At 47.2% G+C, this 16,826-nt stretch carries 16 protein-coding genes, 1 other RNA gene and 1 pseudogene; 6 read left to right on the top strand and 12 right to left on the bottom strand.

Features of this window, described 5'->3' with window-relative positions; translation table 11 throughout:
- The first annotated feature begins 156 nt into the window (after positions 1-156).
- From CTH_RS02890 to hypD, 3 genes are all read left to right on the top strand, one after another.
- A complete protein-coding gene (locus tag CTH_RS02890) occupies positions 157-1,563 on the top strand; it encodes a sigma-54 interaction domain-containing protein (protein WP_078665884.1) in 1,407 nt (468 codons plus the stop codon).
- A gap of 110 nt (positions 1,564-1,673) precedes the next feature.
- A complete protein-coding gene (locus CTH_RS02885) occupies positions 1,674-2,555 on the top strand; it encodes a glycyl-radical enzyme activating protein (protein WP_078665883.1) in 882 nt (293 codons plus the stop codon).
- A gap of 4 nt (positions 2,556-2,559) precedes the next feature.
- Positions 2,560-4,920 (top strand): trans-4-hydroxy-L-proline dehydratase, encoded by a 2,361-nt coding sequence (gene hypD / locus CTH_RS02880; RefSeq protein WP_107752979.1) that lies wholly within the window; start codon positions 2,560-2,562, stop codon positions 4,918-4,920.
- 95 nt (positions 4,921-5,015) lie between these two features.
- Here hypD and CTH_RS02875 read toward each other — a convergent pair whose 3' ends face one another.
- The 8 genes from CTH_RS02875 to CTH_RS02830 all read right to left on the bottom strand — a co-directional run bounded on the left by CTH_RS02875 (position 5,016) and on the right by CTH_RS02830 (position 9,458).
- Complete coding sequence (locus CTH_RS02875; RefSeq protein ID WP_107752977.1) at positions 5,016-5,366, bottom strand: YckD family protein; 351 nt, start codon at positions 5,364-5,366, stop codon at positions 5,016-5,018.
- A 24-nt stretch (positions 5,367-5,390) separates the two neighbouring features.
- Positions 5,391-5,657 (bottom strand): SHOCT domain-containing protein, encoded by a 267-nt coding sequence (locus tag CTH_RS02870; protein WP_207656824.1) that lies wholly within the window; start codon positions 5,655-5,657, stop codon positions 5,391-5,393.
- A gap of 371 nt (positions 5,658-6,028) precedes the next feature.
- Positions 6,029-6,226, bottom strand: coding sequence for a DUF2281 domain-containing protein (locus CTH_RS02860; RefSeq protein ID WP_079906361.1), 198 nt, complete (start codon positions 6,224-6,226; stop codon positions 6,029-6,031).
- Between the two features lie 634 nt (positions 6,227-6,860).
- Positions 6,861-7,211, bottom strand: a transfer-messenger RNA (tmRNA) gene (gene ssrA / locus CTH_RS02855).
- Positions 7,212-7,682, bottom strand: a complete 471-nt coding sequence (gene smpB, locus CTH_RS02850; protein ID WP_078665881.1) for an SsrA-binding protein SmpB — start codon at positions 7,680-7,682, stop codon at positions 7,212-7,214. It abuts the tmRNA gene before it with no gap.
- A gap of 188 nt (positions 7,683-7,870) precedes the next feature.
- The gene (locus CTH_RS02845) at positions 7,871-8,137 is read right to left on the bottom strand and encodes a hypothetical protein (RefSeq protein ID WP_107752972.1); all 267 of its coding nucleotides are present in this window, start codon (positions 8,135-8,137) and stop codon (positions 7,871-7,873) included.
- 299 nt (positions 8,138-8,436) lie between these two features.
- Positions 8,437-8,769 (bottom strand): CGGC domain-containing protein, encoded by a 333-nt coding sequence (locus tag CTH_RS02835; protein WP_107752970.1) that lies wholly within the window; start codon positions 8,767-8,769, stop codon positions 8,437-8,439.
- Entirely contained in the window at positions 8,766-9,458 is a 693-nt protein-coding gene (locus CTH_RS02830) for a 4Fe-4S binding protein (protein ID WP_159071803.1), read from the bottom strand. Before CTH_RS02830 ends, CTH_RS02835 begins: the two co-directional genes overlap by 4 nt.
- 127 nt (positions 9,459-9,585) lie before the next feature.
- On the opposite strand from CTH_RS02830, the gene CTH_RS02825 reads away from it, so the two are divergent.
- Positions 9,586-10,488: a selenium metabolism-associated LysR family transcriptional regulator gene (locus CTH_RS02825; protein ID WP_159071802.1), complete on the top strand. Its 903-nt coding sequence runs from the start codon at positions 9,586-9,588 to the stop codon at positions 10,486-10,488.
- 79 nt (positions 10,489-10,567) lie between these two features.
- On the opposite strand, the gene CTH_RS14080 is transcribed toward CTH_RS02825, so the two are convergent.
- The 3 genes from CTH_RS14080 to CTH_RS02810 are packed head-to-tail and all read right to left on the bottom strand — an operon-like array spanning position 10,568 to position 13,921.
- Positions 10,568-12,673, bottom strand: a complete 2,106-nt coding sequence (locus CTH_RS14080; RefSeq protein ID WP_078666654.1) for a DUF6449 domain-containing protein — start codon at positions 12,671-12,673, stop codon at positions 10,568-10,570.
- Positions 12,651-13,547, bottom strand: coding sequence for an ABC transporter ATP-binding protein (locus tag CTH_RS02815; RefSeq protein ID WP_107752968.1), 897 nt, complete (start codon positions 13,545-13,547; stop codon positions 12,651-12,653). Before CTH_RS02815 ends, CTH_RS14080 begins: the two co-directional genes overlap by 23 nt.
- On the bottom strand, positions 13,544-13,921 hold the full coding sequence (locus CTH_RS02810) for a GntR family transcriptional regulator (RefSeq protein ID WP_079906330.1): 378 nt from the start codon (positions 13,919-13,921) through the stop codon (positions 13,544-13,546). The genes CTH_RS02815 and CTH_RS02810 overlap by 4 nt, the downstream gene beginning before the upstream one ends.
- Positions 13,922-14,094: 173 nt before the next feature.
- Between CTH_RS02810 and CTH_RS02805 the strand changes: the two genes are divergently transcribed.
- Complete coding sequence (locus tag CTH_RS02805; RefSeq protein WP_079906329.1) at positions 14,095-14,325, top strand: transposase; 231 nt, start codon at positions 14,095-14,097, stop codon at positions 14,323-14,325.
- A 180-nt stretch (positions 14,326-14,505) separates the two neighbouring features.
- On the opposite strand, the gene CTH_RS02800 is transcribed toward CTH_RS02805, so the two are convergent.
- Complete coding sequence (locus CTH_RS02800; protein WP_107752967.1) at positions 14,506-14,949, bottom strand: group II intron maturase-specific domain-containing protein; 444 nt, start codon at positions 14,947-14,949, stop codon at positions 14,506-14,508.
- Between the two features lie 518 nt (positions 14,950-15,467).
- On the opposite strand from CTH_RS02800, the pseudogene CTH_RS02790 reads away from it, so the two are divergent.
- Positions 15,468-16,326: pseudogene (locus CTH_RS02790) on the top strand (IS256 family transposase); the annotation flags it as partial.
- Positions 16,327-16,826 lie beyond the last annotated feature (500 nt).

The following is a 16,826-nucleotide window of genomic DNA, read 5'->3' as shown; positions in this document are numbered from 1 at the left end:
AGCTAAACCACCTTGCCTGTCCGGCGAGGTGGTTTGGTTTTGTGTTACAGGTTTCCTGGTATTTCTGGCGTCCAGAAAAGATGTGTTAAAAAAAGGACTTCCCCCGGCTGTGGAGAATTCTTCACGTATATCGCCAGCAACAAGGGGGCAACCAAAGTGGATTACAAACATCTATTGGATATAATCCTGTCCAATCTGGATGAAGGCATCATTGTTACCGACACTCAGGCCAATATCATCTTCTATAACGAGCCGGCCACCAATATTGCTGGCATCGACCCGGCAGCCGCCATCGGCAAAAATATCCTGGAGGTCTTTCCCGGTTTGACGGAAGAAACCAGCACCTTCTACTATGTTTTACGGCAGCGTCAGCCGCTGCTCAATCATGTCCAGCACTATACCAACTATCAGGGTAAACAGGTGGCCACTGTCACCTCCACCATCCCCATGTTCGAAGACGGTCAGCTGGTGGGAGCAGTGGAAATCTTCAAGGACCTGACCCAGGTAGTACAGCTGTCCGAAAAAATCCTGGCCCTGCAAAAAGAACTGGCTGGCCGCAAAAATCCTGGCAAAGCCCGGGGGAATGGAACCCGTTATACCTTTGCCGATATTCTTACCCATAACCCGGTATTGCAGGATATTCTGCACCGGGCCCGCAAGGTAGCCGCCAGTCCCTCCCCTATCCTCATCTATGGCGAAACAGGTACTGGCAAGGAACTGCTGGTTCAGGCCATCCATAATGCCTGCCCGGAACGGCGCCAGCACGCCTTTATTGCCCAGAACTGTGCTGCCCTGCCCCCTACCCTGCTGGAATCCCTGCTCTTCGGCACTGCTGCCGGCAGTTTCACCGGGGCCAAAGACCGACCCGGCCTGTTTGAGCTGGCTGATGGCGGTACCCTCTTTCTGGATGAAATCAATTCCCTGGACAGGGATCTGCAGGCCAAACTCTTACGGGTGCTGCAGGATGGGGTTATTCGCCGTATTGGTGACACTATGACCCGAACAGTAAATGTGCGGGTGATTGCCGCCAGCAATGAACATCCCCTCAAACTATTGCAGGAAAAGCGGCTGCGCCAGGATCTCTACTACCGCCTGAATGTGATTTTCTTTCATTTGCCGCCCCTGCGGGAACGCAAGGAAGATATACCACTGCTGGCTGAACACTTTATCCATAAGTACCGGCAACAGCTGAAAAAGGATATCCAGGGCCTTGCCCCGGAGGTGCTGGAACTGTTTTACCGCCATAACTGGCCCGGTAATGTACGGGAGCTGGAGCATGTCATTGAAAGTGCAGTCAACCTGGCTGATGGTCCCCTGCTCACTCAGGCTGATTTACCCCGGGAACACCCCGGTCTGCTGGACCCGGCTCCGCTTCCCCAACCTGCCCAGCCGCTATTGCCCCTGAAACAAGCCCTGCAAGACCTGGAAACTCGCCTGCTGCAAACTGCCCTGCAACAGGCGGGCAATCAGCTAACTCAGGCTGCCCGCTTGCTGGGTATCCCCAAACAGACCCTGCATAACAAATTAAAAAAATATGGGCTCCATCCCAAAAATGAGACATAGTCCCATAAATTTGACAGCCACCGTACCAAAAATGGTACAGTGGCTTGTTTTCTTGCCCGTTTTGAAGGCGGCATCATTCTTGCTTATAATCCCGATATCGAGGTGATGAAATGAAAACCGGTATGATCTTCAATATCCAGAAATTTTCCATCCAGGATGGACCAGGAATCAGAACCACTGTTTTTTTGCAGGGATGCCCCCTGCACTGTCAGTGGTGTCATAACCCGGAAAGCCAGAGCTTTCAGCCCAGATTGCTGCTTTTTCCCCAGCGCTGTATCGGCTGTGGCCGCTGTCAGTCCGCCTGTTACCAGCAGGCCCTGAACAACCCGTCCCGCTGCCGGCATTGCGGCCAGTGTGCTGCTGCCTGCCCGGCTCTGGCCCGGGAACTGGTGGGACGCAGGGTGACAGTGGCTGAAGTGCTGCAGGTAGTAACCCAGGACCGGGTCTTTTACGAAGAATCCGGGGGTGGTGTGACTTTTTCCGGTGGTGAACCCCTGGCCCAGCCCGCTTTTCTTCTGGCTTTGCTGCAGGCCTGTCAGGAACAGGGCCTGCCAACCGCTGTGGATACCAGCGGTTATGCCCATCCTGCCATCCTCGAAACCATCGCCCCTTTTACAGATCTCTTTCTTTATGATCTGAAACTGATGGCCGAGGAGAAGCATCTTCTTTATACAGGGGTATCCAATCGCCTCATTTTGAACAACTTGCAGTTGCTGACCAGGCTGAAAAAGCGTTTTTTTCTGCGTTTGCCCATCATCCCTGACATCAATGATGATGAGGAACACCTGTCTGCCTTGATTGTCTTTTTGCGAGAGCTGGGCGAGGTGGAACAAATCAATCTGCTGCCCTACCATGCCCTGGCCCGGGACAAATACCGTCGCCTGCAGCAGGACTACCCCCTGGCAGATACCCCTGAGCCCACAGCCGCTCAGCTGGAGGAAATCGCCGCCTTGCTGGCCCCCTACTGTCAAAAAATCAAGATCGGAGGTTGAAGAGATGAATGAGCGTGTAGCCAGATTAAGACAGAGAAGCCTGGAAGCCATCCCTACCCTTTCTACTGAACGGGCCGAAATCGTAACCGAGGTTTACCAGCAATACTCCGGCAAGGTTTCCATCCCGGTCCTGCGGGCTCTGGTTTTTCAGGCCCTGATGGAGCGCAAAACCATCTACATTGGCGAAGATGAACTAATTGTGGGCGAACGGGGCCCGGCCCCCAAAGCCACCCCCACCTACCCCGAGCTCTGCTGTCATACTCTGGAGGATTTCACCATCATTGACAGCCGGGAAAAAATCTTCTTCCGGGTCAGTGACAAAGAAAAACGTATTCAAGCGGAAAAAATCATCCCCTACTGGCAGGGCCGCTCCATGCGGGACCGCATTTTTGCCCGGATGAGCCAGGAATGGCTTGATTGCTATCAAGCCGGGATATTTACGGAATTCATGGAGCAACGGGCTCCCGGCCATACCGCCGGGGATGACAAAGTCTTCCGCAAGGGCTTTCTTGATTTTCTGCGGGAGATTGAACAGCAATTACAACAGATTGATTACCTCCATGACCCCGAAGCCTATCGGAAACAGGAGGAACTGAGGGCAATGGCCATTTGCGCCCGCGCTATTATCCGCTACGCCGAACGCCATGCAGAAAAAGCCCTGCAGCTGGCAACCAGTGAACCCAACCCCCGGCGCCGCCAGGAGCTGGAACAAATCGCTGCCATCTGCCGCAAAGTCCCGGCTCAAGCTCCCTCCACCTTCTGGGAAGCCCTGCAGGCTTACTGGTTTGTCCATCTCGGTGTCATCACCGAACTCAATATCTGGGATGCCTTTAATCCCGGGCGACTGGACCAGCATCTCTATCCTTTTTATCAAAAAGAAATAGCAGCAGGCACCCTGACTTCGGAACGAGCCAAGGAACTGCTGCAATGCTTCTGGGTCAAATTCAATAACCAGCCTGCTCCCCCTAAAGTAGGTATTACCTTGCAGGAAAGTGCCACCTACACCGATTTTGCCAATATCAATTGCGGCGGCTTGACTGCTGAGGGCGAAGATGGAGTCAATGAGGTTACCTACCTTATCCTGGATGTCATCGATGAAATGCGCCTGCTGCAGCCCAGCTCCAATATCCAGCTCAGCCAGAAAAACCCCGATGACTTCCTGAAACGGGCCTGTCAGATCATCGCCAAAGGCTGGGGCCAGCCCTCGGTCTTTAATGCCGATGCCGTCGTCGCTGAGCTGATACGCCAGGGCAAATCTCTGGTAGATGCCCGCTGCGGTGGTACCAGCGGCTGTGTGGAAGCCGGGGCTTTCGGTAAAGAAGCCTACTGGCTTACGGGCTACTTTAACCTGGTTAAGGTACTGGAAATCACCCTCAACAACGGCCTCGATCCTCGCACCGGCAAGCAGCTGGGGCCGAAAACCGGCGACCCTGCTAACTTTACCAGTTATGAGGAACTGTTCCAGGCTTATAAACAACAGCTCCAGCATTTCCTGGAAATTAAACTGCGAGGAAATCAGATCATCGAAAAACTCTATGGTGAATACATGCCCGCTCCCTTTCTGTCCATTATAATAGATGATTGCATCGCCAATGCCAGAGACTATAATGCCGGGGGAGCCCGCTATAATACTAACTATATCCAGGGAGTAGGCATAGCTACCCTTACCGACAGCCTGGCAGCTATTAAAAAACATGTTTTTCTCGATGGTACCATTACGATGGAACAATTGCTCACCGCCCTCCGCCAAAATTTCCGGGGGCAGGAGGATTTGCGCCAGCTCTTGCAGAACAAAACTCCCAAATACGGCAATGATGATGATTTTGCTGATTCTATAATGCAGGAAGTATTTGAAGCCTACTACCAGGCTATCGAAGGACGTAAATCGGTCCGGGGGGCAACCTATCACATCAATCTCCTGCCCACTACCTGTCATGTCTACTTCGGGGCAGTCACCGGCGCTACCCCCGATGGACGGCGGGCAGGGGAACCCCAATCCGAGGGGATTTCACCTGTGCAGGGGGCTGACCGCTTTGGCCCCACGGCTGTGATCAAGTCTGCCGCCAAAATGGACCATCTTCGCACCGGTGGTACTCTCTTGAACCAGAAATTCACCCCTGGCCTGTTGCAAACAGAAGAAGGTATTCATAAGCTGATGGCCCTGATTCGCGCCTATTTCCGTCTCAAAGGGCATCACATTCAGTTTAATGTGGTCAGTGCCGCCACGTTGCGAGAAGCGCAGCGCCAGCCGGAACGCTACCGGGATCTGATTGTGCGGGTGGCCGGTTATAGTGACTATTTTTGTGACCTCAGTGAAGCTTTGCAGAATGAGATTATCCAGAGGACTGAACATCAAGTACTATAATCGCAATATCCCACAAAATGTGATAATAAAGCTAAAATAGGCTGCCGAGACTTTGTCGACAGCCTGAAGGGGCTATCATAGCCCCCTTTTCCTTTTTACAACCCCTGAGTTTGAGCGCCCCAGCCGCCCCCCATCATGGGACCGCCGAAACCGCCATTAGCACCAAAACCAAATCCCCCACAACCGCCACCTTGCATCATGCCAGGTCCGGGCAGAATCCCATTTTGTTCCCGGTATTTTTCCATCTGGTCCATGCGGTCCTTCATCAGTTTACCCTGTTCAGGTGTCAGTTGCCCGGCTTCCACATATTTGTCGATCATCTTCTTGCGCAGCTCGACCATTTGTTTTTGCAGATCCAGGATTTCCTTCTTCTGGGCATCAGTAATAGCCGCGAAGGCCGGGACCGCAAAGGCTACCAGAAGTACTGCTGCTACGGAGCTAACCATTTCTTTTTCATGTCCATCATCCTCCTATTTTTTTAAGTCTCCCAGCATTTGCTGGTATTGTTCCCGGGTGATTTCGCCCCGGGCATAGCGCTTGTGTAGAATTTCTTCCGGCGGTTCCCCCCTTTTACCAGTAAATCCTTCAAAATCGCCTTTGTTCAAAAACCTGATAGCCAGGTAAATCAGGGCACCCCAGAACAGGATATTAAACAGCATGCCAATTCCCATCGTCCACCATCCTCCTCCATCAAAAGGACTATATCCCCAGCCACCAAACCAATTTCCCATCATCATTTTAATTCAACTCCCTTCATATCTTCCTCTTGTCTTTAGTATATCCCCAAGTTGTGACAAAACTAGGGCCGAATTATGGCAGAAATATGAATAATTTAAAAGACTAAAGATTTTAAAAAAGAAGATACCTCTCTCAGGATTAGGCTGTACAAGGAAAAGTCACAATCGCTAATCCTAAGAAGGTATCCAAGGTGATATACATCAAGCTCGATTAATATAATCTTTTGCCACCAGGTTCGAAGTAATAGCCGCAACCACTATATCTTCTGTTCTGCTATTATAATTATCATTTAGATAAAACAAGGACAGGGCGTTTTTTGTTGGAAGTCAAATCACTAAAAGGAATAGGAATTAATAAGATATCGCCCTGCCTATACATTGTTCCATACCTCATCATCAATATCATTGTTCCAAAAATCTATACTGCTCTCACTGGCAGACAATAAATCCTTGAATACCTGATTATCCTGCTTATTTTTTAAAAATAAAATAAAATCAATAACTTCTCGTATTTGACTTTCTGGAATTTCATCAATTAATTTTAATAAAATACTCTTAGCTGTATTCATAAATCTCACCTCAGAATTATTATACCACATTTAATCATCATCCTACACAACTAAAAAACAACTGAAATAAAGAATATTTTGAAGAAGAGGCAGCATTAGTCGAATTAAGTTATGAAGAATACCTTCACAGGCTGTTAGAAAAAGATTAAAAGAAACCAAACGATGGGTTCAAGAAAAGTATAAATATTAATATCTTTTTTTAAACTAAAGGGGGAATTTTTAACTGAAAAAAACACTTCTCTCAAACGCAGAATATTGATATTATGCTCATATAATACTTTGCTAAAATTATCTCAAATTTTTTCTTTTATCCTCTTTAAATATTTCCTGACGATTGATATTTAAAAGGCATAGTCTTTCATATAACGGTTTGCGGGTATGTGAAACCCGTAAGGGTTTGGATGAGCAATAACGAACCGCGTACCCGCTGTTTTATGCTGCTGCGCCCATCTTGCTATCCACCATCATTTTGATGAGGCAATAATTATTAAGTACTGGAAAATAAAAAATACCTGCTTTTCTCCGATAACGATGAAGATAAAAAGCAGGTATTACAGGAATATGTTGATTCAGTAGTAGTTTTACACTCTAAGGATAACGGCTTAGACGTAAAACTTACTGTTAGGGTTTTCTATGGTGGAGGCGAGGGGAGTCGAACCCCTGTCCGAAGGCGAACCCACGCCAGCTTCTCCGAGCGCAGTCAGGTGTTTTACCTTTCGCTGCCGAAACGCCCACCGACAGGCTTTTCCGCAGCTATCTCGATTAATCTCGCCTCACCCCTCCGAGAATTGGGGCCAGGCCAGCTCCGTCAATGTGACCCCCAAGCCCTCACCCGGAGCCCAGAGGGTTGGAGGTTAGCTGAAATTAAGCAGCTAAAGCGTAATTTTCGTTGGCATTCGTTGTTTTCCCACCGTCTTGACGGGCAGATGGAACCCCGGCTCGCTACTGACGCTCATTCAGCCCCCGTCGAAACCAGTACGCCCCCTTATTGACGTTGCCGGTCGCGGAAAGCCCGTTCAATTTCCCGTTTGGCATCCCGCTCGGCCATGTCCTGGCGTTTGTCCCACAGCTTTTTGCCGCGGGCCAGGGCAATGGCCATTTTCGCTTTCCCCCGGGTAAAATAGATTTTCAGGGGGACGATAGTCAGCCCCTTCTGGGAAATAGCCCCAAACAGTTTCATGATTTCATGTTTGTGCAGGAGCAATTTCCGCACCCGGGTCGGATCATGATTGAAACGGTTACCCTGTTCATACGGAGAGATATGCAGGTTGTGGACCCAGGCTTCACCATTTTTTATCAGGCAAAAGCTGTCCCTGAGGTTGGCCTTGCCAGCTCGCAGGCTTTTCACTTCTGTGCCTTTGAGCTCCAGACCGGCCTCATAGACCTCCAGGATTTCGTATTCAAAGCGGGCCTGACGGTTTTCTGCCACTACCTTTTCCTGTTGCTTGTCTGCCATTGCGGGTCCCTCCAACCTGATTTACAGGGTACAGTATATTTTATAATAGACAACTTGCGATTGTCAATAGATAAAATATTATTTCTTGACCCACCCTTCCAGTTCTATCATATACTCAGGACTGAAATTGAATCTCTTTCCAGCAACCAGGATCTTCTCCAGGTAGCCGGGACGGGGCTTACCAGAAATTAGGCAAAATACATCCGGCCTTCAAATTCATAAGCTAGTTTCTTCGCTTCATCAACAATCCCAAGTAAAATCGCTTGCAAATTATTGCCCTGTTCAATACACTCGTTGGCCCTCATACCAAGCCGTCTATAGAAGTAATACTTGTTTCCATAATCGATATAATCACCAAATATTTCACGTATCTCGTAAAACAGCTTACTGATCTTTCGTGCATGCCTTGAAACTACCAGTACTCTGGTTTTACTATTAACGCCGGACAAATCCACAACCAGGTTGTCTTCTGATACCCACTGCTGCAGTTCATCTGTGAGCTCTGGTGCAATTATTACATCCGCACCTTGCCAAAATTGACACCTAACATTCTGTAACGACCATTGTCCCTTCTGAATTTGGTCTTCCAGTTTGTAATAATGTCAGCATTAATAGCGAAATTCCTGTTTTGAAAAAAATTGATAAGTATGTCATATTCTTTTTTCCGCCTGTAGCGTCGTTTATATTCATCTAATGCAGTCTCTAAAGTTATTGACATGCTAATCCTCCTCAGTTTTATGAAGGTCTCTTTCCCTTAGTGGGTCCAATCCCAGAGTTCTGCCTGATTTCCAATCTTCTTTTGGATAGCCGCAATCATGCTCTCCCGGTGTGGACAGGCAAAGCCAATGGGATTACCTCTGGTAATACAGGATGCCAGTACAATAGCCTCGGCCCCCCGTTTAACCAGCATTTCCGCCCGGGTTACACTCTTTTTCCCCGGACAACCCCCACAGCTGACAAAACCAATCACTTCGACGGGTTCATTACAGGTACTAAAAACTCCTTTGTTTTCTCTGGCAACAGCAAAATCAGTAGTCCCGGGACACATATCTTCCGTTTGCTGGCAACGAATAATTCCCACCTTCATCTTACCGCTACCCCCTGTTTAATATGATTGTTCAGCCTTTCCGGTAAATGCAAGCTGTTGTACGGGCAACTGGCTGTACAGATGGCACACTGGGTACAGTTCATCTGCTCAATGCCACTATTCAATGGTACTTTTGAAGGTTCAACTCCCATAGGGCAAACCCGATCACACGCACCACAACTGGTACATTTGCCCTCCTTTGCGATTTTAAACCGGGCAATTTGCAAGCGATCAAGGGTTTTCAGCAAAGTACCGGTGGGACAAATAGCACACCAGGATTTAGGACTATACCAGCCGACTACCAAAGCACCAATGGTAGGAACTAGGCAGAGTAGAAAGCCGGCAGCCAGCAAGCCCCTGGTAAAGCCAACATAAGTTACCCTGGAAATCAGAATAATGAAAACCAGGACACTGACCCAGTAGTAATTCATCCATTTGGGTACAGGTTTGTTTAAACTTACCTTGCTCAAAATTCTTTCCAGAAAAGCCGCCCGTGGACAGGCCCAGCCGCAAAAGGCCCGGGACCAGAAAAAAACACTAATGATCATCAATGGTAAGACAAAAAAAGGAATATAGGCTGCCCTGGGTGTTACGAAAAACAATACTCCATTCAAGGCGATGAAACCAAGGGCCAGAAACCACTGTATTTTGGCTCGCTTCGCCAGTATCTGTTTGATTTTTTCTTTCATGTTCTCATCTCCCCATCTTTTGCTTACTTTCATTTTAAAGTAAAATCATCTATAATAAAAATATATCTTTTCAATGTTATCAATTGATAATATCAATGACTATTTGTCATGTGTCAGGAGTGAGAGCATGAATTTAAATTATCTTAAAGTTTTTCATACCGTAGCCAAACACCAGGGGTTTACTAAAGCAGCGGAAGAATTGTTGATCAGTCAACCTACCATCTCTGTGCAAATAAAAAATCTGGAACAGGAGCTGGGCCTGGAATTATTCCAAAAACTCGGCCGTAAGGTCTATTTGACAGAGGCTGGTCGAACTCTATTTCATTACACCAGTAAAATTTTCAACCAGCTGGAAGAGGCTGAAAATGCCCTCAAGGACTTAAAGGGCCTGGGCAAAGGGCGCTTGCTGGTAGGAGCCAGCACCACCCCCGGCATTTATGTGCTGCCCCGGATTCTCGGCCAGTACCGCAAGCTCTATCCAGGTATAGAAGTAGTGCTGGAAATTAGCAACTCCCAGGAAATCGAGCAAAAACTGCTGCAACATGAGCTGGAAATCGCCTTCTGTGGCGGCGAAGTCATTGCTCATCCCCAAATCAAAGCTAAAACCATCACCTATGACGAACTGGTAATAGTTACAGCTATAGACCATCCCCTGGCCAGGGAAACTACAGTTGCCCTGGAACAAGTACTGGCCGAACCCTTTATTTTGCGGGAGCCGGGTTCCAGTACGCGGATTGCCCTGGAGCAACGTTTGCAACTGCTGGGCAAAAAAATCAAAGTCGCCATGCAATTCGGCAGCCTGGAGGCGATTAAACAGGCTGTAGCTGCCAACCTGGGTATTTCCCTCTTATCCCGGTTTGTAATTGATCAAGAAGTCTGTGCCGGCAGTTTGCAGGTGATCAAAATACCCGAACTCACCATTCGCCGGGAAATCAAGCTACTGCGGCACAAGGACAGTAAAATCTCCGCTCCGGTCCAGGCTTTTTTGCGCCTGGTTAATGAAAACCTGGTTCCTAAATGCAGCACATAAAAAAAGACGATCTTCCCTTCGCGGAATGTTACCGACGAGAAGAAAGATCGCCTAAGAAAACTAATTTGTCCCAGTTCCTCTACTTCTCTTGCATCATTTTAAAAATCAACTGCTGAGCATAAGGGCTGCTATCAAACACAACAAAGATGGGGCTGCCCTTTTTCGTTACTATTTTGCCGTAATATTCAACCATCCCTTTGTTGACCGGCTGCTGCTGCCTCATGAGGTAGGCCCGCTCATCCTCCAGGTTGCACCAGTTCAAGAGTACCTTTATCTTCTGCTTATCCTTCACTGCCACGGTCTCAGCAGAACCAGCTTTTTTCACAATTATTTCGGACACATCCTCCGGGTTCAGGAACAGTTCTTCCATATAACCGTGTTTCTCCAGAAAAGCTGTAAAGTTTTTGAAGTCCTCATAATAATTCAAATTATAGTAAACGTACTTACTCTCCCAGCTTGTCTTTGCGATAAATTCAAGCATCGCCAGGGTTGGCCGCTTGTTTTCCACGGCTGCTTCATAAGAGACATTTAACACATCCTTTTTCAGGGCCGCCAGAGCTTCGTCTATTTCCGCCCGTTTATAGATGCGGACACTTTTACCCAGATGATAGTTGCTTATATTTAGCTCGTCTATCTTTTTCACATCGGTTTTGAACAGGCGCCCGTAGATACTTCTCTTTGTTTCCTCAGAATTGAATATGGGGTAGAGAAACTCACGGTAGCGGTCCATGTCAATCATGTATGTCCGCTTAACCTTGCGGCCGCTGTCCAGAACATAAGTTATATCAGCTGTCATAACCCTTCTAGGCTCTTCTGGTCTGAAAGCACCGTCGGGTATCGGCCTGTTTAAAGATTTCTCCAGGTTCCGGTTCTCCTTTTCCAGCTTGATTATCTGCCGGTGGAGTTCACGCACCCGCCTGATGTTGTCCTGCCCTTTCAGACTTTCGACAGCCGGTACGCTATCCCTGTTCAGGCCGTTAAAGAACACTTCTTTTACCTCATCCTGTTCCGGGACATATTTTTGATAGCCATACAAGTCCAGTTTGACTGAAGCGAGAAGCACGATGAAGACAGCGCCGAAAACCACCATCCCCTTCCATCTCCTATAAAAGTGAAAGGACTTATAGGCGATCATGTCGGCGATGATATAACCCAGCACCCCGCCGATAAAATATCCCAGGTATAATGCTCCGGTGCTGCTTTCATTGAGTGCGCTAAAGTACAGGCCACCGGTCAGAGTCGCGCAGGTCGCCACTCCGTATATGAATACCCGGCGTATCCACCCGGCAGCCAGGGTTTCCCCGGCAGCCTCCACATGCCTTTTCCTGTAAAGGAAAAGGCTAATCAGACAGAACAACACGGCAGCTACCACATACCATATATATCCTGCCTGTGATTTAAACAGGAGCTGGTAATTCTGATAATCCAGGTATCTGACCAGAGGGGACAGCCACAGCACGGTGCTTTCATCAATGTCTCTCGGAAAACCGTATAACAACTTCCACAGGTTGAATTTTATCAGTAAATACAGTCCTAAAGGCAGGATCAGGCCAATAAAGGTTAATGCTCCCTGGAGCAGCACATTGCCGGTGAGCATGCCAACAAACACGGTAAATATATAGAACAATCCGGTCATCAATAAATTCAGGAACAACCAGAAAGCAAAAAGCTTACCGACGGAAACGGCATTGGCAAGATTGGCATCAACCGTCTCCATTAACGGGTCATATGCATAATGATTGGGCCACTGGACTTCCGTCACTCCAAAAACAGCCATAACTCCGTATAGCAACAGCCCGTTAATCAAGATCGGCAGCCAGATCAGGGTCAACCCCGCCAGGAGGTTTTGCCAGTAAAGGGACCACCGTTTAATGGGCAGGCTATGGAAAAAGGTGCTGGCCCGTTCATTTTGCAGGTAATAGAACAGTATCAACCCGAAAATCACCGCCACGGCTATGCTGGTAAGGTGCGCAACAGGGTGGAACAAGATTTGGGACTGGAAACTTTTACCGGCAACCTCGGCCCAGAGATTTCCCTGAATGGATTTTTCTCTGTTGAGCTCCATCCATAAAACCAGAGGCAGTTCTAGAAACAATGCCACGGCATAGAGGATGCCCAGCCATTTGAACCTCTTCACCGCGCTTTTAAACACAACCCATTTACTAGAGGATATTCCGGATGTCATAGCCAACCCCTCCCATCTCGTATACGAAGATTTCTTCAAAAGTTAACGGCAACACATCCAGCAGCAGGGGATTAAAAGCTTGCACCTGGGTTTTAATGGCCTGCTCATCTCCCCGCATAATCAACAGGTGAACACTACCTCTCTTTTCGTGGTACAAAATGTTTTCTGCCTTTAGCAATTCTTCCGGTATCCCTTCCGAAAAAGCGATCTGAACCTTACTAATCCCTCGTTTTAAGGTGTCTAGCTCACTCTCTATGATTATTCTGCCGTCGTGAATAATCCCCATATAGTCGCAGATATCCTCCAGTTCCCGCAGGTTATGGGAGGAAATGAGTATGCTCATTTCACGCTCAGCTACATCGGCCAGCAGCAATTTTTTGACCCTGCTGCGGATCATGGGGTCCAGCCCATCCAGAGGCTCATCCAGGATAAGCACCCGGGGCTTGACAGAGAGAGCCAGCCAGAAAGCGACCTGCCGCTTCATCCCTTTGGACAGCCTGGTTACCCGGCGTTTAACATCAATGCCAAAAACCTCCGTCAGTTCAGTAAACCTGTCTTCATCCCAGGTCGGATAAACCTGTCGGAAAAAATCCGCTGTCTCCCTGATCGAATACTGGCTAAAATAAAAGAGATCATCGGGGATAAAGATTATGTTCTCCTTTACCCGGTTGTTTTCGAAGACCTGCTGTCCCTCCACCAGGATGCTTCCTTGGTCCGGCCGGTAAATACCAGCAATTAGCTTGAGCAAGGTAGTCTTTCCGGCTCCATTGGCTCCCACCAGCCCGTAGATCGACCCTTTGTGCACATTCAGGTCCAGGCCTTTGAGCACCTCAAGTTTGCCAAACTTCTTGACCAGCTGTCTTACTTCAATCATGTACCCTTTCCCCCTTTTCTGGTTTTTTCAACAGTCTCCCGGATTTCCTCGACGGGAACCCCCAGGTACAACAATTCGGCAATTACCTTTTTCAGTTGTTCCATAAGTTCTTCTCGACGCCGGCTGTTGTCAATTTTCTCTTTGGGCGTAACAAAACTCCCTTTCCCCGGGATGGAATAGATATAACCCTGGCGTTCCAGTTCCCGGTAAGCTTTTTGAATGGTGTTGGGATTGACAGTAAGCTCAAGGGCCAGTTCCCTGACTGAAGGGAGCTGCTCATCGCTCTTCAGGACGTTATGGACGATGAGCTCTTTGATTTTTTCCGTAAGCTGTTCATAAACCGGCATCCTGCTCCTGAAATCCAGTTGAAGCATCCTTATTCCCTTCCTTTCTCAGGCCCACTATCCGTATTAATACACATAATACAGCTAACTATATATTAGCACTATTTTTCCAGTTTGTAAATCGGGATTTTTTCTGGTTGCCTTTTTATCTCCCTAACTAATTTGGACACTGCGACTAATAGTTTAAAAAATGTTAGGAGGCGATATTAGTCATTAAGGATGCGCTGGAAACAGGAAATAATGCCATAGTAGCAAGAAGGCATGAACTGAATCCTAATATGGTCAGCCGCTGGCCAAGAGAATACAAACAAGGCAAACATCAATCTGTGTCAGTGGGTCATTCAACTATTAATGAAATTTATCCTGATTACAAGCAGCTTGCTAAGGAAAATGAGCAGCTAAAGAAACTTCTTGGTGAAAAAGACGGGAAATAGCTATTCTTCGTGATAAGGAAAATCAAACAGATGCTGCCAGAACTCTGAACAGGTATGAAAACTTGAGATTAGGAGTATGTGTCAAAATTAGGGAGCCAGCTCGCAAAACAATCGAGTAGAAGGGGGTGATTAACCCCCGTCCTCTCACACCACCGTACGTACCGTTCGGTATACGGCGGTTCACCAAGCTTGACGAATGCGATGATAACGTTCAGTTAAACTCTTCAAGCCCTGACTTTGCCAGTAGGCATTGTTCAGGGCGTTATTTAATTGTCGAGACATACGCCAGTAGCCTTTACGGGCATTAGCCATTATGTGGACTACTCGCTCCGGTAGGCCCAGGGCCCGCAGTTCACGGTATCGGGTTCGGACACGTTTCCATTGTTTCCAGACGCACATCCGTAGCCTTCGCCTTAGCCACCCTTCGATTTCCTGGAATCCGCTCGGCGTTTCCGCCAGCGCATAGTATCCTATCCAGCCTCCAAGGTAGGCATTGATGCTCTTGATGCGGTCCGAAATCTTCTCTGCCTTGCTTCGAGAAGTCATTTCCCGAAGTCTATTCTTTACCCGTTTAACTGTTTCCGGGGCTAATCTGATTCCTACTCTGTCTTTCCCTCTATACATGCTATTGCCAAGTCCATCCCTCGCTTCGTGTTCGGCCCTTCACCAGTTTGACGTCAATACTGGCTACTATGACCTCTGCTGACTTCTGCCGGTTCAGCCAGGCCTTACAACCTGGGTTATTGGCATTACCAACATCTCCGGCAGACCTCCCCGGGTAAAAGCGCTGTCTTTCCCTCCATCTACCCGCCACATTTACTCTCGGCAGCCTTCGGTAGCAAGGACTTCGCTTTGTTTGGCAAGCTCATCCAACTGCCGCTAGCCTCTTATGTGGTTTCTGTTCGTCGGGCCGGAGGTTTGCCGCCGACTTCCTTCAGATTCCACCTCACGGTGGACACCCTTGTCTTAAGCTACGGCTACTGCTACCTTCGCCGTTCGGGAATTCCACCCTATAGACAACGCCCATGCCGGGCGCACTAAAAAAAAGCGCCTATCGGCGCACTTGTTGGTAAGCTTAAGCAATAAATGAGAATGTTTAGGGTTTTGTGTAAATGGTTAATAATACCAAGTACGCAAAATGAATATCCAATCGTGATATTGAGGACAATTTAAAAGAAATTTATGGTATAGAAGTTTCCCCTGCATTAATCAGCAAAATAACGGATAAAATATTACCTCAAATAACGGAATGACAATCCAGACCTCTTGAGCCAGTTTATCCAATCATATTTCTTGATGCCATCCATTTCAAAGTACGTCAGGATGGACGTATTATTAATAAAGCTGCATATACAGTTTTAGGAATTAACCTAAATGGTTTTAAAGTTGTACTCGGGATATGGATCGGTGAAAATGAAAGTGCTAGTTTTTGGTTGGGAGTTTTGAACGATCTTAAAAACCACGGTGTACAAGACGCAAAGGATAATTTATCCGGCTTTTCTGAGGCTATTGCGGCTGTATTTCCACAGACAGAAATACAACTATGTGTAATCCATCAAATTAGAAATTCCTTAAAATATGTTTCTTACAAAGATAGTAAAGCCTTGGTAACAGATCTTAAAACAATCTATAAAGCATTAACTCTTGAAGAAGCAGAGCTGAATTTTGAAAAATTCAAGGGAAAAATGGGGAAGTAAATATCCATTAGTCATAAAATCCTGGGAAAGAAACTGGCTTGAGCTTACGGCATATTTTAGATACCCTGAAGAAATCCGCCGGCTCATATATACAACAAACATTGTTGAGGGCTACCACAGACAATTGCGTAAAATATGTAAAACCAAAACGGCTTATCCTACGGATGATGCTTTGCGCAAGATAATTTATCTTGCAACCCAGGAAATAAGCAAAAAATGGACAATGCCAATCAGAGACTGGGGTAGATGTATGTCACAATTAGTAATATATTTTGGTGATCGCTTATCTAGTAAACTGCAATAAGGATGCTTGGGGGCTCTGCCCCCAACTCCCCGGGGTTTTACGCTTTTGTTCTCCCAAGGAGGAAGAAAAAAGGGGGAAATCCCCCCTGGCAGAACCACTTCAGGCGCTCAGGTTGCTCCCCAGCAGAGCCCTATCCTCCTGAAATGTAAGAGCCGTTTATAGTATGCCCTCAATTACCAGGGAAAAACCATTTACACAAAACTATTTACATACCCCAATAAATCATACCTTAATAGAGTAGTACTCTCTTCAAGCATCTTTAATGATTAGTTTTTCTTATTTCTATTCATTATAATCTGCTTCATATTAGTATAGATTTTGTCCATACCAACCGACCTACATAGAAATTGAAAGAAGTGAAGACCAAGTACAATAACTATGAGCAGCCCAATCATTAACCCCACGTATTGAACGAATCCTATAATACTGTTTATGAGATAGATAAATTTGAATATCCCTATGACGTATAATATAGAGAACATTATTAAGTACATCCTCAT

Source organism: Carboxydocella thermautotrophica (assembly GCA_003054495.1).
GTDB lineage: Bacteria > Bacillota.
This window is presented reverse-complemented; position numbering and strand designations above follow the sequence as displayed.